Source organism: Niveispirillum sp. BGYR6 (genome assembly GCF_027568365.1).
In the GTDB taxonomy this organism is placed as follows: domain Bacteria; phylum Pseudomonadota; class Alphaproteobacteria; order Azospirillales; family Azospirillaceae; genus Niveispirillum.
Window position 1 is genome coordinate 80,852 of the sequence record NZ_JANLNL010000012.1, and the last position, 25,706, is coordinate 106,557.

The window sequence follows — 25,706 nt, forward strand, 5'->3', positions numbered from 1 at the left end:
CGGATGGATGACAGACATTGGCGATTTCAGCATTGGCCAGCCTTTCCACCCGCTCATTCTGCCTGATGTCGGCCGCGCTCTGGCTGATCACCAGCGGCGGTCTGCCGGCACCGGTGGCCGCGAAACCGACGCAGAAAACCGCCATGCCGGCCGAAGCAACAGCAGAGGCGCAGGCCGTGCTGGGGCGGTTGGGTGTCGATACAAGCCTGATCAACCTGTCCTTGAAGAAGCAGGACAAGCCCTATTACCGGGTGCGGACCGATAAGGGGCATCTCTCGGTGGAAGGGGATTCCGCCGTGGCGCTGGTGCATGGGGCTGTCCGCTATCTGGGTCGCCAGGGGGCGCTGGCGGTCAGCTGGGAAGGCAACCGTCGCCAAACGGTGGCCTTCGCGCCCGGCTATGACAGCGGGGACGTCACATCCCCCTTCGGCCTGCGCACCTATCTCAACCCCTGCACCTTTGGTTACACCAGCGTCTGGTGGGATTGGGCCCGCTGGGAGCAGGAAATTGACTGGATGGCCGCCCATGGCATTGATACGCCGCTGGCCATGGAGGGGCAGGAATATGTCTGGCGCGCCCTGTGGCGGGAAGAGGGGTTGAGCGACGCGGCGATTGCCGATGGCTTCTCCGCCGCCCCCTTCCTGCCCTGGCAGCGCATGGGCAATATCGCCGGATATCGCGCGCCTTTGTCCACCGGCTGGATCGACAAGAAGCACACCCTGCAAAAGCGCATCCTGGAACGGATGCGTGGCCTGGGCATGAAGCCGATCCTGCCGGCCTTTGCCGGCTATGTGCCCAAGGCCTTTGCCGAGCGCCATCCGGAGGCCCGCATCTATCAGATGCGGGAATGGGAAGGTTTCCCCGGCACCTATTGGCTGGACCCGTCCGACCCGCTATTCGCCCGCATCGCCAAGCGCTTCATCGCGCTTTACAATGAAACCTATGGGCCGGGGCAATATTACCTGCTGGATGCCTTCAACGAGATGGTGCCCCCCATCGCGGAGGATGGCAGCGACGCCCGCCAGGCCACCTATGGCGATTCCACCGCCAACACCGCCGCTGCCCGCGCCGCCGCCCTGCCGGCGGAGGTGCGCAGCGCCCGGCTGGCCGCCTATGGCGAGCGGCTTTACCAGTCGGTGACGGAGGCGGCCCCCGGTGCCACCTGGGTGATGCAGGGCTGGCTGTTCGGGGCCGACAAGCATTTCTGGACGCCCGACGCCATCGCCGCCTTCCTGTCCAAGGTGCCGGATGAACGGATGCTGATCCTGGATATCGGCAATGACCGTTATCCCGGCATCTGGCAATCCAGCAACGCCTTTGACGGCAAGCACTGGATCTATGGCTATGTCCATAATTATGGCGGCAGCAACCCGGTCTATGGCGACCTGTCCTTCTACCGCACCGATATGGAAGCGGTGCTGCGCCATCCGGGGCGCGGGTCGCTGGCCGGCTTTGGCATGTTCCCGGAAGGGCTGCATAATAACGGCATCGTCTATGATTACGCCTATGATCTGGCCTGGGGGGAGTTGGCGGGCCAAACGGGGGCGCCGCCGGTGGAAAGCTGGCTGTCCGACCGGTTGCGCGCCCGCTATGGCACAGTGACGCCGGCCTTGCTGGATGGCTGGAACAAGGTGATTGCCGGGGCCTTCAGCACGCGCTACTGGACGCCGCGCTGGTGGGAAAAGCGCGCCGGGGCCTATCTGTTCTTCAAACGGCCGACCCTGGCCGGCTCGGATTATCCCGCCCCGCCGGGTGATGCTGCCCAATTGCGCGCCGGGATCGAGGCGCTGCTGGCCCAGGCGTCCGGGCTGGGGGCAGAGCCGCTTTACCTCTATGACCTGATCGATCTGACCGGCCATTATGCCAGCCTGAAGCTGGACGAGGCGTTGAAGCAGGCCATCGCCGCCTATAAGGCCGGCGATCTGGCGGCCGGTGATCGCGCTGCCGCACGGGTGGAGGCGCTGGCCCGCCAGATTGACAGCCTGCTGGGCAACCAGCAGGAAACACTGGGAAGCTGGATCGAAGACGCCCGCGCCTATGGCGACACGCCGGCGGAGAAGCAGCATTTTGCCCAGGATGCCAAGGCCATTGTCACCCTGTGGGGCGGCACGGGGAACCTGTCGGATTATGCCTCGCGCGCCTGGCAGGGGCTTTATGCCGGCTATTACCTGCCGCGCTGGCAGCGCTTCCTGAACGCCGCCCGACAGGCGGCCGTGGCCGGCAAGCCGCTGGATGAAGCGGCGGTGAAGGCCGATATCAAGGCCTGGGAGCAAGGCTGGCTCAGCGATGGGAACCTGTGGCCGCGTCAGCGGCCGGCATCGCCCCTGGCCGCCCTGCGCACGCTGCTGGCAGAGGTGGACCGGCCATGAGCGTGATCAGCACAGCCGCGCCCAAGCGCTTCATCGCGCTCGATGTGTTTCGCGGCGCCACCATCTTTTTGATGATCCTGGTCAATACGGCCGGGGCCGGGGCCCCGCCCTTTGCACAATTGGTCCATGCGAAATGGATCGGTTTCACCCTGGCCGATCTGGTTTTCCCCACCTTCCTGTTCGCCATGGGCAACGCGATGAGTTTCGCGTTGCGCAAGCCGCTGCCGACCGGCCCTTATGTAAAGGGCCTGTGCCGGCGGGCGGCCATCATCTTCCTGCTGGGCTTCCTGATGTACTGGTTCCCCTTTGTGGCGCGCGGGGAAACGGGATGGGCCTTCCTGCCCTTTGATCACACGCGGATACCGGGGGTGCTGCAGCGGCTGGCGCTTTGCTATCTGCTGGCCGGATTGCTGGTGCGCTGGCTGGGCGTGCGGCAGATCGTGCTGGCCTGTATCGTGCTGCTGCTGGGCTATTGGGGGATTCTGCTGGCCTTCAGCGAACCGGGGTTGGCCTATGATAAATATGCCAATATCGGCACCAAGATTGATCTTTGGCTGATTGGCCCGGCGCATCTTTACAAGAAGGATAATGGCTTCGATCCGGAAGGGCTGCTGGGCACCCTGCCGGCGACGGTGAATGTGCTGGCCGGCTATCTGGCCGGTGTGGCCATCCTGCGCGGCGCATCGCTGGCCCGCACGGTCCGGCTGATGGCGGTGGCCGGGGTGGGGCTGGTGCTGGCCGGGCTGGCCTGGGCACCCTGGTTCCCGATTGCCAAGAAGCTGTGGACCGGCTCCTTCGTTCTGCTGACGACGGGGCTGGACCTTATCCTGCTGGCGGGGCTGATCGCCCTGGTGGAACTGGCGGGCCGACAGCGCGGCACGTCCTTTTTCACCATCCTGGGGCGTAACCCGCTGGCGATATACCTGTTCTCCGAACTGTTCGTGATTGTGCTGGAGATGGTGCGCATCGGCCCGCAGGGCGGTGTCTATCACTGGATCGGCGTCACGCTGTTCCAGCCCCTGGCGCCGGGGCCGGTCGGATCGCTGCTCTGCGCCTTTGCCTATACGATGGTCTGCTGGGCGGTGGCCTGGGCAATGGATCGCAAGGGATTGATCCTGAAAGCCTGAGCGAATCCCGTGTTGAATGCCAGCGGCATGACCGCCCCCGCCGGTGCCCGTTGGGGCACTTGCGGGGGCTTCGACTTATACCAATCTCCCTTGATCGTGACCGATCCAGGGAGATTTTGCGTTCCCTCAGGCGCCGGGCGGGCGCATCCGCGCCCTTGGCTTACGCGCCACGAGGTGCTGAGCCGGCAGTCGCCGGCCTCCAATCCGCCGAAAGGTCAATCTTTCGGCGGATTGGTATTATGCCAGCAGTTCAAACATGCCAGTCACCCCTTCCGCCTGGGCGGAGGGGGCGATCCAGAGCGTGAACAGGCCCGGTTCCACCGTCGGCTTGTTCTCCACCCCATAGAAAAGCAGGTCACGGCGGCTGAGGGTGAAGCTCACCACCCGGCTTTCGCCCGCTGCCAGTGGCAGCTTGGTGAAGGCCTTCAATTCCCGCACCGGCCGGGTGATGCTGGCTGTCTGGTCGCGGATGTAAAGCTGGGCCACCTCCTCCGCGGCGCGCCGGCCCCGGTTGGTGATGGTGGCGCTGATGGTCAGCGTGCCATCCCAGGCCAGCGTGGTGGGCAGTTTCAGGTCGCTGTAATGGATATCGCCATAGGTCAGACCATGGCCGAACGGGTACAGCGCCGCGTTGGGCGCTTCCCGGTACCTGGCCTTATATTCCGTCGGCTTGCCCGCCAGCACCGGGCGGCCCGTGTTCTTATGGGCATAGAAATAAGGCTGCTGCCCGGTTTCATAGGGAAAGGAACAGGGCAGCCGGCCGGAGGGGCCATGGTCGCCGAACAGGATATCGGCCATGGCGTGCCCGGCCTCTGAGCCTAAGAACCAGGTCACCAGAATGGCTTTGGCATCACGCACCGCCCCTTGCAGGGCCAGCGCCCGGCCATTGGTCAGCAGGACCACCATGGGTTTGCCGCTGGTGGCCAGCGCCTCGGCCAGTTCCTGCTGGGCGGTGGGCAGACCGATATCCGTGCGGCTCTGCGCCTCGCCGGACATGCGCTCATTCTCGCCCACGCACAGCACCACGATATCGGCGGCCCCGGCGGCGGCCATTGCCGCCTCAATCCCACCCGGCAGGGGGGCATTGACGCCGCATCCATCGGTGAAGCTGACCGTCGCATCCGGCCCCAGTGCCGCGCGCACGCCGGTGGGCAGGTCCACCGCCTGGGCATTGTCGCCATAGATCACCCAGGGCCCATTCAGGCTGCGTTCCTGGCGCAGGAAGGGGCCGATGAAGGCGATCTTGCGCCCCTGCTTGGGCAGGGGCAGCAGGTTGTCCTCATTCTTCAGCAGCACGATGGATTTGCGCCCCGCCTCCCGCGCCAGGGCCAGATGGGCGGGCAGGCGGGTGCGGGCCTTTTCCCGCTTGGCATTGATGCGGCGGAACGGATCATCGAACAGGCCCAGCATGGCCTTGACCGCCAGCACCCGGCGCACTGACCGGTCAACCACCGCTTCCGGTACCAGCCCGTCACGCACCAGCCCCGGCAGGTGGCGGGCATAGAGGTCGCTCTGCATACTCATGTCGACGCCGGCCAGGATGGCGAGACGGGCGGCATCCCGCCCATCCCTGGCATAGCCATGGGCGATCATCTCTTCATCGCCGGTATAGTCGGAAACGATGATGCCCTGGAATTTCCATTCATCGCGCAGCAGATCGGTCATCAGCCATTTATTGCCATGCGCGGGAATGCCGTTGATTTCATTGAAAGCGGCCATGCCCGACAGGGCCCCGGCATCAAACCCGGCCTGATAGGGGGGCAGATAGACTTCCCGCAGGGTGCGTTCGGACATATCCACCGTATTATAATCCAGCCCGCCCATGGCAGCACCATAGGCGGCGACATGCTTGATGCAGGCCATCATTGCATCATCGGCCCGCAGGTCACCGCCCTGGAACCCCTTCACGCGCGCCGCGGCGAACAGGCAGCCCAGCAGCACATCCTCCCCGGCCCCTTCCATGGTGCGGCCCCAGCGCTGGTCGCGGGCAATATCCACCATGGGGGCGAAGGTCCAGTCGATGCCGGCGGCGGCGGCCTCAATCGCCGCTACCCGCGCGGTACGCTCCGCCAGCGATGGTTCAAAGCTGGCCGCCTCCCCCACACCGACGGGGAAGATGGTGCGGTGGCCATGGATGATGTCGGCGGCGAAGATCAGCGGGATCTTCATCCGTGATTTCTGCATCACCGCCCGCTGCATCCGTTCGGCCATCACGGCGCCATTGCCGTTGAACACGCCGGTCAGGCGGCCGGCCACGGCGGCTTCCACCTGCTGGTCGAAATTCCCGCTATTGCCGCTGGGCGGATTGATGGCGGTGGCGACACCGCCACTCCAGGCCGCGGCCATCAGCTGCAACTGCCCGGCCTTTTCCTCCACATTCATCCGGCTGATTAATGCGTCGATGAAGGCTGGCACCGGGCCGGCTTCCGCCGCCTGTGCCAGGGGCCGGGCCGGGCTGGCCATCCAGGCCGCCGCGACACCCGCCCCCATCATCACTGCCCGCCGGGATATTTTCTTGTCACCCATCGTTGCCTCTCGTGTGACCCGTCCCGTGCAAATTCACGAATTGGGGTCAAAAATGGGGTTGACTGCATCATGTAACCGGTTGCATAGACGATTTCACAGTATCAGCGCAATAGAAGTTCGTGGCACGGACCGGTTTCTTCGGTCATAAAGGGTCTCTGGCCGGACATCATTACGGGGAATTGACGTGGGCAACGGGAAGCCGCCGCATAATGCGACGATCAGGGATGTGGCTCGTCTGGCCGGTGTTTCGGTTGCCACCGTGTCGCGCGCGATCAATGGCCATCCCAGTGTCAGCCCGGATACGCGCGACCGCATCAATCGGGTGGCGGAAAGCCTGAACTATACCCCCCATGCGGGCGCGCGCAGCCTGTCCATCGCCAAGACCCAGGCCATCGGCGTGGTCCTGCCGGACCTGTTCGGGGAATTCTTCTCTGAACTGGTGCGCGGGCTGGACCGGCGGGCGGGGGAATTGGGCTATCACCTGATGCTGTCCAGCCTGCACGCCGATCTGGCGCGGGTGACGCGGGCAGTTTCCACCATGCGCGGGCGGGTGGATGGGGTGATCATCATGGCCCCGCAATTGCCAGTAAAGACCCTGGCTGCGACCTTGCCGGCGGGGATGCCGACCCTGCTGCTGAACAGCGAGCGCAACCGCACCCACCCGGTGATCAGCTTTGACAATCAGTCCGGGGCCGTGGCGGTGACCCGGCATCTGATCGGGCTGGGGCGGCGCCATATCGTGCATATTGCCGGCCCCGCCGGCAATCTGGATGCGCGGGAACGCGCGGCCGGATATCGCCGGGCCATGGCGGAATTTGCCCCCGATGCCCCGGTAACGGTGGTGGAAGGCCGCTTCGATGATTTATCCGGGGCGGCGGCGCTGCGCGACCTGCTGGCGGCCGGCACCCAGGTGGATGCTGTCTTTGCCGCCAATGACATGATGGCCATCGGCGCCCTGACCTGGGCGCGCCAGAACGGCCTTTCCGTGCCGGGGCAGATTGCCGTGGCCGGCTTCGATGATATTCCGCTGGCCCATTATCTGGGCCTGACAACCATGCGTGTGCATGTCGCTGAGTTGGGGGGCCGTGCTGTCACCCGGCTGGCGGCGATGATTGATGGCGATGATGCCGGCAAGAAGCTGGAGATCATTACGCCCGACCTTGTGATCAGGGAGTCCACCCGACAATGATCCACCGCCGTACCCTGCTGGGGGCAGCGCCGTTCCTGGCCGGGGCGGCGCTGCTGCCCGGCTGGGCGGTTCGCGCCGCCCAGCCCCTTGTCTCACTGCCGACCTTCTTCGACGATCTGGGCTGCCGCACCTTCAATTTCTTCTGGGAAAGGGCCAATGCGGGCAATGGGCTGGTGCCTGACCGCTGGCCAACCCCGTCTTTTTGCAGCATCGCCGCGGTTGGCTTTGCGCTCACCGCCTATGGCATTGGCGTGGCGCGCGGTTATGTCAGCCGGGCTGACGCGGCCTCCCGCACCCTGACCACGCTGCGTTTCTTTGACCAGCTACCGCAGGGGCCGGCGGCCACGGGCGTGGCCGGGCATAAGGGCTTTTTCTATCATTTCCTGGATATGCAGACGGGCCTGCGTTACGGCCAGTGCGAGCTGTCCAGTGTCGATACCGCCCTGCTGCATCTGGGCATGTTGTTTTCCGCGGGTTTCTTTGATGGGAGCGATCCGGCAGAGCAGGAAATCCGCCGGCTGGCGCTGGATCTGGTGGACCGGGCGGAATGGCCCTGGTTCCAGAACCAGGCCGGCGACATCTCCATGGGCTGGGGGCCGGAGAAAGGCTTCATCGACCATTACTGGACCGGTTACAATGAAGGCATGATGGTGCTGCTGCTGGCGCTGGGGTCTGGCCGGCATCCGGTGGCCGACGGGGCGTGGGACAACTGGACCCGCACCTATGCACGGTCGTGGCGGGGGCAGGGGATGGGGCGGCATCTGGCCTTCGCCCCCCTGTTCGGCCACCAATACAGCCATATGTGGGTGGATTTCCGGGGCATCCGCGATGCGGTGATGCGCGAGGCTGGTTTCGATTATTTCCAGAACAGCCGCCGCGCCGCCTATGCTGCACGGGCCTATTGCATGGCAAATCCGGGCGGCTGGCGCGGCTATGCTGCGGATATCTGGGGGCTGACCGCCTGCGACGGGCCGGGCCATGCGCAATTCAGCGTCGATGGCAGGGAACGGCGTTTCCACGGCTATTCGGCGCGCGGGCCGCTGGACCAACCGGACGGGCTGGATGATGGCACCTTGTCCCCCACGGCAGCACTTGGCTGCCTGCCCTTCGCCCCGGAAATCGTGGTGCCGGCGGCACTGGCCATGAAGGAACGCTATGGCGACCGGCTTTATGGCCAATATGGTTTCCTGGACAGTTTCAACCCCAGCTTCATCGGGCCGGCCGCGCAGTCGGATAAGGGGCAGGTGGACCCGGTAACGGGCTGGGTGGCGACGGATTACATCGCCATCGATCAGGGCCCCATTCTGGGCATGATGGCCAATTATCAGGATGGGCTGATCTGGCGGGTGATGCGGGGGGCGGCCACGCTGCGGCGTGGCCTGCGGCGCGCCGGTTTCACCGGGGGCTGGCTGCCATCCGGTCCGGGCTGATCGGCAACATTTCAGCAAATCGCGGTTAACGGATCAGAAAAGGTGCTTGACGGCACCAAATCAGCCGCTACTAATCCATGGAACCGTTTACATCGCCGCACATTCTTCAATCCATGGCGGCTAAGCAAAAATGAAACCGGTTACATGGTTTCAAATTCGGGGAAGAGAACGCAGATGCCCAGGTCATTCTCCTATCGGTCAGCCGCCCGTCTGGGCGTATCCCTGTTTGCCGTGGCCATCGCTGTCGGCATGGTTCCCCTGGCCAGCGGCCAGACGGCCTCCACCGTGCGTGGCCATGTGGATGGCGGCGCACCGGGGGCGGTGGTGACGGCCACCAACCTTTCCACCGGCCAGAAACAGACCGGCAAGCTGGATGAGAAGGGTGATTACGTGCTGGTGGGGCTGCGTCCCGGCAGCTACCGGATTGAAGCGGCCGGCAATGTGGCCGACGCTGCCGTGCCGGTGGGCCAGACGGTGATCGTCGATCTGGCCCCCGCCGCCCCGACGCTGGACGAAATTGTGGTGACCAGCGCCAGGCTGACGGAACCGCGCTCGGCCATCGTCAGCACCAATGTGACGCCAGCCCAGATTGAATCACTGCCGCAGAATGACCGCAACTTCCTGAATTTTGCGGCCCTGGCGCCGGGTGTTTCGGTTTCGCCCTCGGCTGGCAACCGCTCCATCCAGGCGGGCGGCGTCAGCGCGGATAATATCAACGTCTTCATCGATGGTACCAGTTACAAGAATCAGGTGGGCCATGGCGGGGTTGCCGGGCAGAGCTTTTCCCAGGGCAACCCGTTTCCGCAGCTGGCCATCCAGGAATTCCGCGTCGATACGCAGAATTTCAAGGCGGAATATGAACAGGCCGGTTCGGCCATCATCTCCGCCGTCACCAAGACGGGCGGCACGGCGTTTCACGGCACCGGCTTTGTGCAATATCAGCCCAAGGCCTTTATCGGCCGCCCCTATTTCGACCGGCCGGGTAAGGCCAATAATCCCGATGGCACGCGGGAGAAGCCGGATTACAAGCGCACCCAATATGGCGCCGATCTGGGCGGCCCGATCATTGCCGAAAAGCTGCATTTCTACGTGGCCTATGAAGGCACGACACAGACCAACCCTTCCACCGGCGTGCAGCTGCTGACCCCGTCGGGCGGGGGCACGCCCGCCTATCAGGCGCTGGCAACGCGGGAGAACGGCAGTTTCCCGGCCGATTTCAAACAGGATCTGCTGTTCGGCAAGCTGACCTTCTTTGTCAGCGAGGCCGATACGGTGGATGCCAGCTATTTCCTGCGCAAGGAAGACGATCTGGCCGATTTCGGCAATCAGGCCGCCCGTTCCCACGGGCGGTTGAAGCAGAACGACATCAAGAACTATCAGCTTGAATGGAAGCATGATGGCGACGGCTTCCTGAATGAAGCGCAGATCGCCTATCAGACGGTGACGACCGGCACGCCGCGCAACAGCGACGGCCCGGAAACCATTCTGACCGACGGGCGCAACGGCCGCGAAGTGGCGCAGCTGGGCGGGCATTTCTTCACCCAGGAGAGCGCCCAGAAACTGCTGACCTTCAAAAACGCCACCACCTGGACCGGTGACGCGCACACGGTGAAAGTGGGCGGCAAGCTGACCCTGGCCAAGTTCAGCCGGCTGGAGGATTTTTACAGCAACGGCACCTATATTTACGATGCCAACACCTATACCGGTACTGCCGCCGACATTCCCTATGCGGCGCAGATCGCCATCCGGCCGGTGGAAAAGGCCCGGGCCAACAATACCCAGATCGGCCTGTTCATCCAGGATGATTGGGAAATCACCGATAGGCTGACGGCCAATCTGGGCCTGCGCTGGGATTATGAATCCAACCAGGGCAACAATAAATTCGTGACGCCGGCCAATGTTGTCACCGCCCTGCGCAATTACCAGGGCTGGAAGGCGGCCGGCATCAATCCGGATGATTATATTTCCACCGGCAAGAACCGCGATGCCTATCTGGGGGCCTTCCAGCCGCGTCTGGGCCTGTCCTATGATCTGGAAGGGGACCGCAAGACGGTGCTGTTTGCCGGGGCCGGTCGTTATTATGACCGCAACCTGTTCCTGACCTCCCAGATTGAGACCATTTCCACCCTCTATCGCACCGATCAGCGGATTGAATTCGGGGGCGGCACGGCCTGCGCGCCGGCCTATCAGGCCGGGTTGAAGGATCCCAGCAATTTGCGGCAAGCCCTCAGCGGCTGTATCAAGGGCGGGTCGGTCTGGCTGCTGCCCAATGATATCAAGCTGCCTTATTCGGACCAGCTTGATATCGGCGTGCGTCAGCAGTTTGGTGAAATCCAGACTTCACTGACCTTCGCCTATGTCATTTCAAAAAACATCTTCCAGTATGTGCGCGGCAACCGGATGCCGGATGGCAGCTTCAGCCCCGCCGGTGATCTCTGGATCATTGATAATTTCCCCGCCGCCGGCCAGTTGCCCGGCTTCAATGGCAAGCTGAATATCGGCGCCAGTGAAGGGGAGGCGCGCTATGCCGCCATCTATCTGACGGCGCAAAAACCCTACACGGATGAATCCGGCTGGGGCTTCACCACCAGCCTGACCCTGCAGCGCCCGCGCACCAATGTGGGAACGGAGCTGGGGGCCGATGAGTTCTTCGAAGGCCCGCGCCAGAACCAGTTCGGCTGGCATTATGTGCAGGGCGTGGATAAATATCGCTTCGTGGGCACCGGTATTGTGGCCGGCCCCTGGGGGACCAAACTGTCCAGCACGCTGACCCTGGCATCCGGGCCGGCCTTCGGCAATGTCATTTCCGGCCTGCCCAACACACCGCCCAATGCCTGCTGTTTTGCCAATCTGGGGGGCGTGTTCTATCCCAAGACGACCTTCGGCTATAAGAACCTGGACCTGCGCCTTTCCAAGGATATCGAGACCTTCTCCGGCCATCTGCTGACGCTGGATTTCCAGGTTTATAACGCGTTCGACTGGGTGAACCGCAGCTACTCCGCCTGGACAGCGGGGGCCGGTGCCAACCCGACCTTCAAGGAAAATGGCACAGTGGGCAATGCCCGCACCTTCCAGGTGGGGGCCCGCTACAAGTTCTGATGTCTTTGTCGCCCCCCCTTCCGTCGGGCGACCGGGGGCAGGGGGTGGCGGCCATCGGGCATTGTGCCCGGCCGGCAAAGGGGCCATCCGTTTCGGCGCGACGGATGAGAAAGACCGGCGGGACGCTATGACGGCCTTCTGAACGGCGGCGCTGTGCACATCCCCACGTCTGTGGGTGGGAGTCGAGACGCTGCGGCTCTACCCTGGAGCCCAGTGGGGGCCATCCCCACGTTTGTGGGGGAGCCTCGCCGCGCGAATTTCCTGGGTAATCTCCCCCAGGTCCATCCCCACGTCTGTGGGGGAGCCAGGCTGGGGTGGGACGCGCCGAAAGCTGGCCTGGGTCCATCCCCACGTCTGTGGGGGAGCCCAGGGCGGCCGCCGCTGGCCAGCGGGTCACCAGGGTCCATCCCCACGTCTGTGGGGGAGCCTTGGACGGGTGGGCCAATATCTGGACGTGTACGGGTCCATCCCCACGTCTGTGGGGGAGCCGGCGGCACAGGTGGCCGAACGGTCCCCCGCCTGGGTCCATCCCCACGTCTGTGGGGGAGCCCCATACCGCCCCCATATCTCCGCGCGGCAGCGGGGTCCATCCCCACGTCTGTGGGGGAGCCCGTTGATGCCGCGCGCGGTGGCAGCCTGCAAAAGGTCCATCCCCACGTCTGTGGGGGAGCCTGGACATCGACCTTGCGGGAATAGGGCTGGTGGGGTCCATCCCCACGTCTGTGGGGGAGCCCAATATGGGCGGCGGCGGAAATCGTCAGCCGCAGGTCCATCCCCACGTCTGTGGGGGAGCCGAAATCGCCGTTCGGCAGCAGGCTGCGCAGATGGGTCCATCCCCACGTCTGTGGGGGAGCCGCCTATGACCGGCAGGTGGACAGCGCCAATAAGGGTCCATCCCCACGTCTGTGGGGGAGCCTCGGCCCCAAAAATCAAAATCGCGCGCATGAGGGGTCCATCCCCACGTCTGTGGGGGAGCCCAGCAGGGCCAGGGTGCGCTGATCCGCCGTCAAGGTCCATCCCCACGTCTGTGGGGGAGCCGTTTGGGTGATGGCAGCCTGGGCGCCGCTGGCAGGTCCATCCCCACGTCTGTGGGGGAGCCCCATGCGGGCCTTTGCCTTCGTCGCGTCTCCAAGGTCCATCCCCACGTCTGTGGGGGAGCCACTGCGGACCCCCCAGCGCCACGGCGCGGGGGGGGGCCATCCCCACGTCTGTGGGGGAGCCTTTCGCGGCGGACGCATTGACACCACGGGATGAGGTCCATCCCCACGTCTGTGGGGGAGCCCGCATTCGGTGAGATGATCAAGCAGATGATGAAGGTCCATCCCCACGTCTGTGGGGGAGCCCCTGTCCATGTCCGGGATCGGGGTGGGCAGCCAGGTCCATCCCCACGTCTGTGGGGGAGCCACGCCGCCATGATGGCGGCAACATGCGCATCCGGGTCCATCCCCACGTCTGTGGGGGAGCCGCGGATACGCCAGCGCGCCGTCTCCGTCAGATTGGTCCATCCCCACGTCTGTGGGGGAGCCGGGGGCGGGACGGTGCTGCGGTGACGGCAAATGGGTCCATCCCCACGTCTGTGGGGGAGCCGGTGCTGGGGCAAATCCCAGGCGCTGGACCAAGGGTCCATCCCCACGTCTGTGGGGGAGCCGGTGGACAAGGATCGCCCGTTCTTCGTCACCAGGGTCCATCCCCACGTCTGTGGGGGAGCCATTGTCCGATCCGGTGACAATGGTGACCGTCCGGGTCCATCCCCACGTCTGTGGGGGAGCCGGATTTTGGCATATTCCCCGGCCAGCCGCTGCGGGTCCATCCCCACGTCTGTGGGGGAGCCGCACGCAATCGGGCGCTGGTGCGCGCGGCGAAGGGTCCATCCCCACGTCTGTGGGGGAGCCCAAGGCAAGGTGCTGGCCGATCTGGCGGTCCGGGGTCCATCCCCACGTCTGTGGGGGAGCCGGATTTTGGCATATTCCCCGGCCAGCCGCTGCGGGTCCATCCCCACGTCTGTGGGGGAGCCTCTAGGCTTGATATACCTGAAATTATTCACTTGTCCAAGATTTTCGTCCAGAATATTATCTCAACATATCCCCTATTGCGAGAGGGAAATCATGCTGAAAGGGCGGTTGGGGCTGGAGACGGCGCGGGTGCCCCATGCTGACCGCCATGGCTTGATCTGGCTTTCGCGTGGGGGCCTTACCGTGGAAAATGGCTGTCTGCGCTTTGCGGCGGCCGGGGGGCCGGATATGCCGGCCGGGCTTTATGACATTCCCTTTCAGGGCATCAGCCTGATCCTGCTGGGGCCGGGCAGCACGGTCAGCCATGATGTGCTGCGCCTGATGGCGCGCCATGGCACCGGGCTGGCCGCTGTGGGGGATGATGGGGTGCGGGCCTATACCGCGCCGCCCATGGGGGCCGATGACAGCCAGATTGCCCGGCGGCAGGCCCGTGTCTGGGCCGATGCGGAGGGGGCGCGGCTTTCCATTGCCCGCCGGCTTTATGCCTGGCGCCTGGGGGAGGTGCTGCCGCACCAGGATATCACCGTGCTGCGCGGGATAGAGGGGGCCAGGATGAAGGAAACCTATCGGCTGCTGGCCAAACGATACGGTATCCAATGGGATGGCAGGCGCTATGACCGGGCCAACCCCAATGCCGCCGATGCCGCCAATCAGGCCATCAACCATGCCGCCACGGCGGTGGAGGCGGCCGCCGCCATTGCCGTGGCGGCAACTGCTGCCGTGCCGCAACTGGGCTTCATCCATGAGGATTCGGCCAACGCCTTCACCCTGGACATTGCCGACCTGTACCGGGACCAGATGACCCTGCCCATCGCCTTTCAGGCGGTTAAGGCGGCGGAAAAGGATGCGACCGTGCCGCTGGAACGGCAGGTGCGCCGCATCGCCGGGCGGGCCTTTCGCGATCAGGGGCTGATCCCCGGCATGATCGACCGCATCAAAACCCTGTTTGATGCCGCCTGACGGGCAGAAAGGCCGCCACACCCATGCCCATGACCCTGCTGGTGACACGCGATGTGCCGGACCGGTTCCGGGGCTTCCTGGCCTCGGTGATGCTGGAACTGGCTCCTGGCCTGTATGTGTCCCCGGCGCTGACCGCCGGGGTGCGCGGCCGCATCTGGCGGGTGATGGCGGAATGGCATGGGGAGTTGGGGGAGGGCAGCATCGTGCTGGTCTGGCAGGATCGCAGCGCCCCCGGCGGGCTGGGGATGGAGTTTCTGGGCACGCCGGCGCGTGAACTGGTGGATTATGATGGGCTGTATCTGGCCCGGCTGCGGGCGGGGGCCGCCCCGGATGCGGTTGCAGGGGCGCCAGCGATGGCGGGGCATTGATTGATGGACGGCGGCTTCTCCCCCTCCGCCCCCTTGGCTTATGTGCCCGCCGCCCTGGCGCTGGCCAAGGCGGATTTGGCGGGCGACAAGGGGCCGCTGGCCCTGACCCTGGCCGACCATTGCGCCGATGTGGCCGCCAGTTTCCGCGCCCTGCTGCGGCTGGCCGGCGTGCGGGGGCGGCTGGCGCGGCTGGCTGGGCGGGATGATCTGACCGACCAGGAATGCGACCGGCTGTCGGTTCTGGCCGCCCTGCATGATGCCGGCAAGGTGACGGTGCGGTTCCAGCGCCGCATCCGGGGCGACAAGGCGGCCGGGGGTGGGCATATCGGCCCGCTCTGGTCGATGCTGAACATGAAGCGCACGCAGGATGCCGTCCGGAAGGAACGCAAACGCCTTGTGCTGCACGCGCTCTACCTTGACGCGCTGGAAGGCTGGTTTCAGCCCGACCCGGACAGTTACAACGAACATCCGCCCACCATGGTGCTGAGCGCCATTCTGGCCCACCATGGCGCGCTGACGGAACCGGCGGAGCCGGCGGAACAGGATTGGGGGACGACGGGCGGCTATGACCCGCTGACAGCATTGGCCGACCTGTCGGCACGGGTGCGCCGCTGGTTCCCGCTGGCCTTTGCCGATGATGCGGGGGCGGCGCTGACCATCACCGCCCGCTTCACCTATGCGCTGGCGGGGTTGATGGTGTGGGCGGACTGGCTGGGGTCCGACACGGCCGCTTTCCCCCTGATGGGGCCGGCGGCGCTGGCGGGCTGGGACGAAGACCGGTTTGGCTGGTCCACGGGGCAGGCGGTGGAAATGCTGCGCGCCCGGCATCTGGATGCCAGCCTGCGCCAAAAGGGGGCCGCCGCCCTGCCCTGGGGCTTTGCCGGCCTGTTCCCGGATGCGGCGGCCCAATCCTGGCAGCCCCGCCCGTTGCAGCAAGCCATGCTGGCGCTGGACGTGGCGGGCCTGCGCCCCGGTGCCACCCTGGTGGCGGAGGCGGAAACCGGCAGCGGCAAGACAGAGGCCGCCATTGCCCTGTTCCTGGCCCTGCTGCGGGCGGGCAAGGTCGATGGGATGTATTTCGCCCTGCCCACCCGCGCCTCTGCCGTGCAGATCCATGCCCGCATCCGGGATGCGCTGCAGGCCGCCCTGGGGGAACAGATCGCCCCGCCGGTGGGGCTGGCCGTGCCGGGCTATCTGCGGGTGGATGGCGATGATGGGGTGCGCCTGCCCGGCCACCGCATCGCCTGGCCGGATGGCGATACGGGCCGGCTGGATGACCGGCGCTGGGCAGCGGCGCACAGCAGCCGCTATCTGGCCGGGCCGGTGATGGTGGGCACCATTGATCAGTTGCTGCTGGGCGGGTTGCAGGTGCGCCATGCCCCGCTGCGGTCGGCAGCCATGCTGCGGCAATTGCTGGTCATTGATGAGGTTCATGCCAGCGACCCCTATATGGGGGCGCTGCTGGCCCATATACTGGATCAGCACCGCGCCGCCGGGGGCTTCACCCTGCTGATGTCCGCCACGCTGGGGGCGGTGGCGCGGGCGAGCCTGACCAAGACCAAACGGCCCGATCTGGCGGCGGCCTGTGAGGTGCCCTATCCCTGCCTGCTGGGGGCGGCGGGTCTGGTGCCCCTGGCGCGGGATGAGACCCTGCCAGCGCGGGAGGTCAGCCTGGAACGGCATGACCCGGCGGCGCTGGAAGCTCTGGTACGCCGGGCCATCAGCGCCGCAGAGGCCGGGGCGCATGTGCTGATCCTGCGCAACACAGTGCGTGATGCGGTGGCAACCCAGCTGCTGCTGGAAAGCCTGTGCCCGAACCGGGATTGGCTGTTCCAGGTGGAAGGCCGCCCGGCCCCGCACCATGCCCGCTTCGCGGCAGAGGACAGGCAGCGGCTGGATGAGGCGCTGCAAAAAGCGTTCGGGGGCGTGCGCAGTGCCCAAGGCTGTATCGCCGTCACCACCCAGACGGCCGAGCAGAGCCTGGATATTGATGCCGATCTGTTGATCACCGACCTGTGCCCGGCGGACGTGCTGTTGCAGCGGCTGGGCCGGCTGCACCGGCACCGCTGGCGCAACAATCGGCCCGAGGGTTTTACCCACCCGCGCGCGCTGATCCTGTCGCCGGGCGCTGCCGCCCTGGCCGACGGGATACAGCGCGATGGCAAGCCCAAACGCGGGGCCGGCAGCGGGGTGGGCACGGTTTATCGCAACCTGCTGGCCCTGGCCGCCACGGCAGAGGCGCTGGCGGAACATCCGGTCTGGCAGATACCGACGATGAACCGCGTACTGGTGGAAAACATCACCCATCCCGACGCCCTTCTGGCCCTGGCCCGGCGGCTGGATGGCGGGACAGCGGGCCTGTGGAGCCAGCATTACAACCATATCTGGGGAAAAAGTGCCGCCGAGCAGCAGCTTGCCGATCAGGTGAGGCTGAATTGGCAGGAATGGGATGCCGCCAAACTAGAGCAAGAGGGCGAGGCCGCCACAGAGGTGACAACCCGGCTGGGCGACCGCGACCGGCGGGTGGAGCTGGAATCCGGGACGGTCGGTGCCTTCGGCCACCCCATCACCGCCCTGACCATCCAAGCCCACCTGCTGCGCGGCGTGCCGATGGAGGCGGTGCCGGTGGTGGCGGCGATGGCGGAGGGGGTGAAGGTGCGGGTCGGCGAGGTTGCGTTACTTTATGATCGCCAGGGGCTAAGACGCACCCAGGAATGACTGTAACCGTTAAGATTTTATATTGGACATTAAATAATCTTTATGGAGTATATCCATAACGTGTATGGTTTTTGGATTTCTGCATGAAAAACCTTATACATGATGCCTACTTGCCCGTAAAAGTAGGAGATGAATACACTGATATCACCATTCCAGACCTGCTGGCCCTGTTGGTGGTCGATCAGGTGGAGGGGTTTGATGGGTTGCTGGCGCATCAGCGTCAGCCCTGGTTCCTCTTTCTGGTGCAACTGGCGGCGCTGGCCCTGGCGGCGGATGAACAGGCCGACATCCCTGCCGATAGTGATGCTGATGAATGGCGCCGCCTGCTGCTGGCCCTGACGCCGGGAGCGGAGGAAACGGCCTGGTCACTGTACGTGGCCGACCATCGGCAGCCGGCCTTGCTGCAACCGCCCGTCCTAGACGCAGCGGCCTGGGCGCGGATGCAGCCGCTGGGGGCCACGCCGGATGCCATCGACGTGCTGATCACCGCCAAGAATCATGATGTGAAACAGGCCCGCATCGGGACGGCGCAGCCGCATCACTGGCTCTATGCCCTGGTCAGCCTGCAGACCAGCCAGGGCTTTCTGGGTCGAGGCAATTTCGGCATTGCCCGGATGAATGGCGGTTTCGGCAGCCGGCCTTTGGTGGAACTGGTGCCGTCCATGCGCTGGGGCGCGCGGTTCCGGCGCGGGGTGGCGGTGGCGCTGCGGCAACGCCGCCTGCTGCTGGCCCGGAATGCGGATGATTACGCCGTTGGGCCAGAGGCCCACCGCCTGCTCTGGCTGCTGCCCTGGGATGGGGATGAGGGTCTGCCGGTGCCATCCCTGGACCCGTGCTTTATCGAGGTCTGCCGCCGCGTGCGCCTGTGCGCTGATGGTGCTGGTACCTTGTCTGCCTTGGGGCGGCCCAGTGAAGGCACCCGCGTGGAGGCCAAGGAGCGTAAGGGGCTGGTGGGTGACCCCTGGATTCCGGTGAACCGCGGCACCGGCGGGGCCTATACCGTCTCCGGTGAGGGCTTCCGCTATGACCGGGTGGCCGACCTGCTGTTCGACAAGGCCAAGTTTGACCTGCCGCCGTCGCTGACCCCTTTCCGGGATGACCCGCCGGACATGCTGGTGCATCTGTCGGCCCTGGTGCGCGGTCAGGGCAAGACGGAAGGGCTGCATGACCGGGTTCTGCCGGTGAATCCGCGCATCATGCAGCGCATCGCCCGTGAGGATGAGCGCGAGAAGGCGCATGAGCTGGCCAAGCGCATGGTGGATGAGGCCAAGATCAGCATCAAGGCGGTGAAAAACGGCCTGCTCTGTCTGGTGCAGGGCGCGCCGGAGAAGATCGATTTTGAGGACAGGAGCGCCCAGGCCACCCTGGTGGCCCTGGACGGAGAGATCGACGGGATTTTCTTCACCCATCTCTGGCAGATATTGGGGGCGGAAACGGACGAGGCGCGCCTTGCCGCCGATACCGCTTGGCGCCAACGCCTGCATGATCTCTCGGCAACGGCGTTCCAGCGCGGTTGCCGCCGCCTGCCGGTGCCGTCTGCCCGGCGGGAACGCTCCCTGGTGCTGGCCCAGGCACTTTACCGTAGCAGCATGAACAAGAACCTGCCCTTGCCGGCGCGTGCAACGCCGGAGACGGAGGAAGCGGCATGAGTATGGCCGAAACGGAGACCAAACCCGCGCGCACCATCGGGCAGATTGTGGGCGCGCTGGCCGGGAAAATGACCAAGGACAGGCAGGGCACCGGCGGCATGGCGCAGTTGCGCCGCATGGACCCGCTGGGAATACCGCCGCCGATCTTCTGGAAATTGCTGACGGATGAATTCGGGGCGGAACCGCTGCCGAACAATCAAGAGACAGCTTGGGCTATCATCATCCAGTCTATGGCCATGATGGCACCCGATGGCCACCGCCCGAAAGTGCCACCCGGTCGGGTGCTGGCCGACGAAGGCTATCCCGAAGGCCGCTTCATCCGCCTGTTGCGGGCGGAAGGGGAGGGGTTGGCGACGGAAATCCGCACCCTGGCCCGCTGGTCCGCATCCAAGGCGCTGGCCTTTGACTGGGCCGATCTGGCTGCCCTGGTCCTGGCGCGGGCCAGCCGTAACCCCGATTGGGCAGAGGCCCAGGCGATCCGTTTGGCCCGCCCCTATTTCCTGGCCGCCGGCAAGAAGCCCGGCGCCGATACCCCTGTTGCCAGTGGAGAAGAAGCATGACGCTTCCCCGTTTCCTGCAAATCCACACCCTGACCCCCTATGCCGCCGCCTTGTTGAACCGGGATGATGTGGGCCGGGCCAAGCGCCTGCCCTTTGGCGGGGTCAACCGCACCCGCGTTTCCTCGCAATGCCTGAAGCGCCATTGGCGCACGGCGGTGGGGGACTGGTCCTTGGAAGGGCTGGGTGCCCCCATGTCCGTCCGTTCCCGCCAGACCTTTGTGCAGCAGGTGGCGCAGCCCCTGCGGGAGGAAGGCTTTGCCGAAGAGGCCATCCTGGCGGTGGTGGAGGCGTTCCAGGCCGTGCTGCTGGGCGAAAGCGCCAAGGCCAAGGCGGAAAAGGCCAAGGGCAAGGACAAGGATGCCGAGGCCGAGCGCGACCTGCTGGCCGATCTGAAAACCGGTCAGGTGCTGGTGCTGGGCCGGCCGGAGGTCGAGTTCATCCTTTCCCAGGCGCGCAACCTGCTGACGGCCGCCACGACCGCCAAGGAGGCGCGCAAGGCGGTGGAGGCCCTGTTCAAGGACAAGGAAACGCTGGCCAACCTGAAGGCGCTGCGGCTGGCGGCCGGGCTGGATGCCGCCCTGTTCGGGCGCATGGTGACGTCGGACATTCTGGCGCGCGGCGATGCTGCCGTGCATGTTGCCCACAGCTTCACCGTGCATGGGGAGGAGAGCGAGCCGGAATTCTTCACAGCCGTTGATGATCTGGAAAAGGCGGCGGGGGAACTGGGCAGCGGCATGATGGGCGACAGCGAACTGACCAGCGGTCTGTTCTATGGCTATGTCGTCGTTGATCTGCCGCTGCTGGTCTCCAACCTGGAAGGCTGTGCCGTTGCCGATTGGGAAAAGGCCGACCGTACGCTGGCAACCGGCGTGGTGGAACGGTTGATCCGGCTGATCGCGTCCGTCTCCCCCGGTGCCAAGCTGGGGTCGACGGCGCCTTATGCCTATGCCCATACGGTGCTGGTGGAGCTGGGCGACCGGCAGCCGCGCACGCTGGCCAATGCCTTCCTGAAGCCGGTGCGGGTGGCTGCCGGGGATGATCTGGCGGCCAGGGCCAATGAACAATTGGCCGGATACCTCAACCGGTTTGATGGCATGTATGGGCCGGGCGAACAGCGGCTGATTGCCAGCCTGGATGATGTGCCGGGCCTGCCGGCCACGCATCTGACCGGGCTGGCCGACCTGACCGGGCAGGTGCTGGCAGCCCTGGGGGGCAAGCCGTCATGATCGATATCCTGGTCATGCACCTGCAGGCGCCGATGATGTCCTTCGGTGCCCCGGTGATTGATGAGATCGGGCCGACGGAACGGTTTCCCGGCCTGTCGGCGCTGACCGGCCTGCTGGGCAATGCGCTGGGCCTGTCGCATGGCGATGCGGTTGCCCTGGACCGGTTGCAGGCGCGGCTGCGCCCGCTCTGCATGGAAATCCCGGCGGATGGCGAAACGCTGACCGATTACCAGACGGTGGATCTGGGGCAAGTCTTCATGAACGGCACCGGCTGGACCACGCGGGGCCGACGGGAGGATAAGGGCAGCGGGGCCGCCACGCGCGGCACCCATATCCGCCTGCGCGATTATCGCGTGGAAACGGCGGTGCTGGTGCTGCTGCACCTGACCCCGGCTGATGAGGCACCGACGGTGCGCGACCTGCTGGCCGCCTTGCGCCAGCCGGCCCGGCCCCTGTTCATCGGGCGCAAGCATTGCTTGCCGGCGGGCTTTATCGGGGTAGAGGTGACGGCGGCACCCGACCTGTTCCAGGCGGCGCAAGCCCTGCTGGCGGCTGGCCTGCCCGCCCAGCCGCACCAGGAAGCGCCCCCCGCACCGGTGGCCCGTGCCTGGGCCGAATGGCCGGCGGATGAGGCGGGGGGCGCGGTTTTCCAGCGGGAGGAGGCGCGATTGGTGGACCGGCGGGACTGGCGCAACCAGATCCATGGCGGCGAGCGGCTGGTCTGTCGCGGTTCCATCGGCGCGCAGGGGGCAGCATGACGGGGCAGCCCCTTTATATGCTGCAACTGCCGCTGGATGGGCGGCGGGTGGCGGCCTTTGCCCTGGCCCATGGGCTGGGGGATGATATTGCCGACGGCGATGGCGGCTATGTCGCCCATGCCCTGCTGGCGGCCCTGTTCGGCCCGCAGGCGCCCAAGCCCTTCGTGCTGCAGCCCCGGCCGCATCAGCCGGGGGCGGTGGACCTGCTGGCCTATAGCACCGTTCCGCTGGCCAGCTTGCAGGCAGCGGCGGCCCTGACCGCCCAACCGCTGGCCCATGCGGCGGTGGACTGGGCGGGGGCAGCTGAAAAGACCATGCCGGCCAGCCTGCCGGAAGGGCTGGTGCTGGGCTTTCAGGTCCGCGTCTGCCCGACGGTGCGTCTGGCACGCGGCGCGCGGGAGAAAGACCCCGGTGCGGAACTGGATGCCTTCCTGGCAGCCCTGGACCAATGGACGACCAAGGGCAGCGTGCCCGCTGAGGAACCGGAGCGGGACAGGGTCTATCAGCACTGGCTGACCAGCCGCCTGACCGGGGCGGAACTGCTGGACCTGCGGCTGGAGGGGCTGCGCCATGTCAGCCTGTCCCGCCGCGCTGCCGCGCCGGCGGGGGGCAGCCGCCCCTTGAAGCGCTTCAGCAAGCCTGATGCACTCTATGTGGGACGGCTGCGGGTAACCGATGGCGGTCTGCTGCTGAACAATCTGGCCCATGGCATCGGGCGGCACCGCGCCTTTGGCTTCGGCATGTTGCTGTTGCGCCCGGGCATGTAGGGAGATTGGCATCATACCCACCCGCCTAAAGCTAAACCTTTAGGTGGGTGGGTATTATAGTTTGGCGTATTTGTCCTCAAAACGAACGATGTCATCCTCCCCCAGATAGCTTCCTGACCGGACCTCGATCAGATGCAACGGAATGCGGCCCGGATTGCCCAGCCGGTGCTTTTCACCGATGGGGATGTAGACCGACTGGTTTTCATGCACCAACCGCACATTCTCCCCGGATTGCACTTCAGCGGTTCCCTGCACCACCACCCAGTGTTCCGCGCTGTGATTATGGCGCTGAAGAGAGAGCTGCTCGCCCGGCTGGATCACGACGCGCTTGACCAGATAACGCTCCCCGGCGTCAATATTGCGCCGATACCCCCAGGGCTGGTGAACCGTGGTATGGATGTCACATTCCGGGCGCTTGTGCTTTTTCAGCTGCTCCACGATGGCCTTGATATCCTGCGCCCGCTCCCGGTGGATAACCAGCACCGCATCGTCTGACGCAACAACCACAATATCGTTCAGTCCGGCGACGGCGATCAGCCTTTCATCAGTGCGCACGTAGCTGTTACTGCAATCGTGCAGCAGCACATCGCCGATGGTCACATTGCCATTGGCATCCTTTGCGCCGATTTCCCACAGTGCGGACCAGGCACCAACATCATTCCATCCCATATCCACGGGCACCACCACAGCGCGGGCGGTTTTTTCCATCACGGCGTAATCAATGGAATTGGAAGGGGAGGCGGCGAAGGCGTCCCGCGCCACGCGGCAAAAGGTCAGATCGTTTGTCGCACTGGCCAAGGCCGCACGGCACGCCGTAACGATGCCGGGTGCGGCCTTTTCCAGTTCCGCCAGATAAGCAGAGGCCGCAAACAGGAAAATGCCGCTGTTCCAAAGATAATTTCCGTCGGCCAGATAGGTTGCGGCCGTCTGGGCGTCCGGCTTTTCCACAAAGCGGTCGACATGATAGATTTCAACATCTTCCTGCTGCCGCCCGCCCGTGCGGATATAGCCATAGCCCGTTTCCGGGTGACTGGGCCGAATGCCGAATGTCACCAATGCACCATCACGGGCCGCCAGCAGCGCTGAACCCACTGCCCGCTGGAAAGCAGCGCAATCTGTCACCACATGGTCAGACGGCATTACCAGCAACAGCGGGTCGCCTCCCCCTTCCATTGCTTTCAGCGCAGCCAGGCAGACAGCCGGCGCCGTGTTGCGGGCAACTGGTTCCAGCATGATGGCCGAGGCGGTCACCCCGATGCTGCGGAGCTGTTCGGCCAGAATGAAGCGGTGTTCCTCGTTGCAGATCATCAGCGGCGCGCTGAATTGTGGCCCCTGTACACGCAGCACCGTCTCCTGGATCATCGTCCGCTCGCCTGCCAATGGCAAAAATTGCTTGGGATGCAGGGAACGGGAAGCCGGCCATAGGCGTGTCCCGGAGCCGCCGGATAGAATGACGGGAGTTACCGCTGCCGCTGTCATAAAAATTTCTCCAATGGCGACGTACCAAGTCTGCGGTGCTGGTTCTGAAGGGCGGATGCAGATTGAACTACATAGGATTGCGCTGCCTTTTATCTGGTTATCGGGGCCGCCTCCAGCTTTTCAGCGCCAACTCTTGATGTTGCGGGCGCAATGCACCGGAAAAGCGATTGGTTTCCGTAGGCAACGGGCCCCTGTGCCCTATCCCTGACCGGGCGAGAGAGGGGTGATTGATCACATCCCTTGCCACGCAAAGGCCAATGCCATTGCGCTGCCCTGTGCGCTGCGTCATTGTGAACGAAGGCAGATACAGACATTGACTGGGCACCAACCCTGCTTTTCCGTTTCGATTCGGTGGTTTGACAGATGGTGGATACGCGCCAGGACGGCGACAGCCTGATCCTGACCATACCGGCGGGCGGCATTGATCCCGCCCAACTGGCCGCTCCGCCGCAGACCCTGCCGGCGGGCGGCATTTCCACTTTGCGGGTGGAAGCGCCGGCGGGTTGGAAATGGGGCACGGTGGATGCCGCCTTCCTGGCCGGCTTGCTGCGCCGCCTGCGCGGGGAGGGGGCGGATGCCCCCGATGTGCGGGTGGAAGGTGTGCCGCGCGATCTGGCCAAGCTGCTGGATCTGGCCCGCAGCGCCCCCACCCCGGTGGAGGAAAAGCCGCGCCCCGGCCTGCGCAAGCGGCTGGGAAAATCCGCCCTGGCCCAGTGGGACGAATCCAAGGCCATGATGGCCCTGATCGGGGAGGTGGTGTGGCGTCTGCCGCGCCTCTTCACCGGCCGCGCCATGGTGCGCCGGAATGAGGTGCTGGACGTCATCGCCGAATCCAGCACCTACGCGCTGATCATCGTTGCCATCGTCAATCTGCTGATGGGCGCCATCCTGGCCTTTGTCGGGGCCGTGCAGTTGAAGGCGTTTGGTGCCGGGCTCTATGTCGCCGATCTGGTGGGCATTGCCTCTGTGCGCGAACTGGCCCCGGTGATGACGGCCATTGTGCTGGCTGGGCGCACCGGGGCCAGCTTCGCCGCCCGCATCGCCACCATGCAGGGCAATGAAGAGATCGACGCGCTGACCACCCTGGGCGTGCCGCCGGAGGAATTTCTGGTGCTGCCGCGCGTTGTGGCCTTATCGCTGCTGATGCCGCTGCTTTATGTCTATGCCTGTGCGCTGTCGCTGATCGGCGGGCTGGTGGTGGCCATCTCCATGCTGGATATCACGGCCACCGCCTATATGGTGGAAACCCAGGCGGCGATCAAAAGTGCCAATTTCTACATTGGCGGGCTGAAATCCCTGGTCTTCGGTGCCATGGTGGCGCTGATCGGTTGTCGCTGCGGGTTGCGGGCCGGGCGTTCGGCCGCCGATGTCGGCCAGGCCACCACCTCGGCGGTGGTGAATGCCATTGTCGCCATCATCGCCGTGGATGCGCTGTTCGCCATCTGCGCCAATGCGCTGGGGATCTAAGG

Annotated in this window: 16 protein-coding genes and 1 CRISPR repeat array; of the genes, 14 read left to right on the forward strand and 2 right to left on the reverse strand. The window is 65.2% G+C overall.

Annotated elements, in window-relative coordinates; all coding sequences use genetic code 11:
- Positions 1-17: 17 nt before the first annotated feature.
- Both PCJ49_RS20765 and PCJ49_RS20770 read left to right on the forward strand, forming a co-directional pair.
- A complete protein-coding gene (locus PCJ49_RS20765) occupies positions 18-2,369 on the forward strand; it encodes an alpha-N-acetylglucosaminidase (RefSeq protein WP_269912623.1) in 2,352 nt (783 codons plus the stop codon).
- A complete protein-coding gene (locus PCJ49_RS20770) occupies positions 2,366-3,496 on the forward strand; it encodes a heparan-alpha-glucosaminide N-acetyltransferase domain-containing protein (protein ID WP_269912624.1) in 1,131 nt (376 codons plus the stop codon). The genes PCJ49_RS20765 and PCJ49_RS20770 overlap by 4 nt, the downstream gene beginning before the upstream one ends.
- A gap of 237 nt (positions 3,497-3,733) precedes the next feature.
- Here the strand turns inward: PCJ49_RS20770 and PCJ49_RS20775 are convergent, their stop codons facing one another.
- Positions 3,734-6,022, reverse strand: a complete 2,289-nt coding sequence (locus PCJ49_RS20775; RefSeq protein WP_269912625.1) for a glycoside hydrolase family 3 N-terminal domain-containing protein — start codon at positions 6,020-6,022, stop codon at positions 3,734-3,736.
- 184 nt (positions 6,023-6,206) lie between these two features.
- Between PCJ49_RS20775 and PCJ49_RS20780 the strand changes: the two genes are divergently transcribed.
- From PCJ49_RS20780 to PCJ49_RS20830, 11 genes are all read left to right on the forward strand, one after another.
- The gene (locus PCJ49_RS20780) at positions 6,207-7,211 is read left to right on the forward strand and encodes a LacI family DNA-binding transcriptional regulator (RefSeq protein ID WP_269912626.1); all 1,005 of its coding nucleotides are present in this window, start codon (positions 6,207-6,209) and stop codon (positions 7,209-7,211) included.
- On the forward strand, positions 7,208-8,641 hold the full coding sequence (locus PCJ49_RS20785; RefSeq protein WP_269912627.1) for a glucoamylase family protein: 1,434 nt from the start codon (positions 7,208-7,210) through the stop codon (positions 8,639-8,641). Before PCJ49_RS20780 ends, PCJ49_RS20785 begins: the two co-directional genes overlap by 4 nt.
- Positions 8,642-8,815: 174 nt before the next feature.
- A complete protein-coding gene (locus PCJ49_RS20790) occupies positions 8,816-11,740 on the forward strand; it encodes a TonB-dependent receptor (protein WP_269912628.1) in 2,925 nt (974 codons plus the stop codon).
- Positions 11,741-11,894: 154 nt separating this feature from the next.
- A CRISPR array of direct repeats spans positions 11,895-13,754; the repeat unit is 28 nt; unit sequence GGTCCATCCCCACGTCTGTGGGGGAGCC.
- A gap of 91 nt (positions 13,755-13,845) precedes the next feature.
- The gene (gene cas1e / locus PCJ49_RS20795; protein WP_269912629.1) at positions 13,846-14,712 is read left to right on the forward strand and encodes a type I-E CRISPR-associated endonuclease Cas1e; all 867 of its coding nucleotides are present in this window, start codon (positions 13,846-13,848) and stop codon (positions 14,710-14,712) included.
- Between the two features lie 23 nt (positions 14,713-14,735).
- On the forward strand, positions 14,736-15,080 hold the full coding sequence (gene cas2e / locus PCJ49_RS20800; protein ID WP_269912630.1) for a type I-E CRISPR-associated endoribonuclease Cas2e: 345 nt from the start codon (positions 14,736-14,738) through the stop codon (positions 15,078-15,080).
- Positions 15,081-15,083: 3 nt separating this feature from the next.
- A complete protein-coding gene (gene cas3 / locus PCJ49_RS20805; RefSeq protein ID WP_269912631.1) occupies positions 15,084-17,798 on the forward strand; it encodes a CRISPR-associated helicase Cas3' in 2,715 nt (904 codons plus the stop codon).
- A gap of 83 nt (positions 17,799-17,881) precedes the next feature.
- Positions 17,882-19,447: a CRISPR-associated protein Cse1 gene (locus tag PCJ49_RS20810; RefSeq protein WP_269912632.1), complete on the forward strand. Its 1,566-nt coding sequence runs from the start codon at positions 17,882-17,884 to the stop codon at positions 19,445-19,447.
- Entirely contained in the window at positions 19,444-20,007 is a 564-nt protein-coding gene (gene casB / locus PCJ49_RS20815) for a type I-E CRISPR-associated protein Cse2/CasB (RefSeq protein ID WP_269912633.1), read from the forward strand. Before PCJ49_RS20810 ends, casB begins: the two co-directional genes overlap by 4 nt.
- On the forward strand, positions 20,004-21,233 hold the full coding sequence (gene cas7e / locus PCJ49_RS20820; protein WP_269912634.1) for a type I-E CRISPR-associated protein Cas7/Cse4/CasC: 1,230 nt from the start codon (positions 20,004-20,006) through the stop codon (positions 21,231-21,233). The genes casB and cas7e overlap by 4 nt, the downstream gene beginning before the upstream one ends.
- On the forward strand, positions 21,230-21,991 hold the full coding sequence (cas5e, locus tag PCJ49_RS20825) for a type I-E CRISPR-associated protein Cas5/CasD (protein WP_269912635.1): 762 nt from the start codon (positions 21,230-21,232) through the stop codon (positions 21,989-21,991). The genes cas7e and cas5e overlap by 4 nt, the downstream gene beginning before the upstream one ends.
- Positions 21,988-22,758: a type I-E CRISPR-associated protein Cas6/Cse3/CasE gene (locus PCJ49_RS20830; protein ID WP_269912636.1), complete on the forward strand. Its 771-nt coding sequence runs from the start codon at positions 21,988-21,990 to the stop codon at positions 22,756-22,758. Before cas5e ends, PCJ49_RS20830 begins: the two co-directional genes overlap by 4 nt.
- Before the next feature lie 54 nt (positions 22,759-22,812).
- Here PCJ49_RS20830 and PCJ49_RS20835 read toward each other — a convergent pair whose 3' ends face one another.
- Positions 22,813-24,237: a mannose-1-phosphate guanylyltransferase/mannose-6-phosphate isomerase gene (locus PCJ49_RS20835; protein ID WP_269912637.1), complete on the reverse strand. Its 1,425-nt coding sequence runs from the start codon at positions 24,235-24,237 to the stop codon at positions 22,813-22,815.
- Between the two features lie 363 nt (positions 24,238-24,600).
- Here PCJ49_RS20835 and PCJ49_RS20840 point away from each other — a divergent pair, with 363 nt between their 5' ends.
- Positions 24,601-25,704, forward strand: coding sequence for an ABC transporter permease (locus PCJ49_RS20840; RefSeq protein ID WP_269912638.1), 1,104 nt, complete (start codon positions 24,601-24,603; stop codon positions 25,702-25,704).
- Positions 25,705-25,706 lie beyond the last annotated feature (2 nt).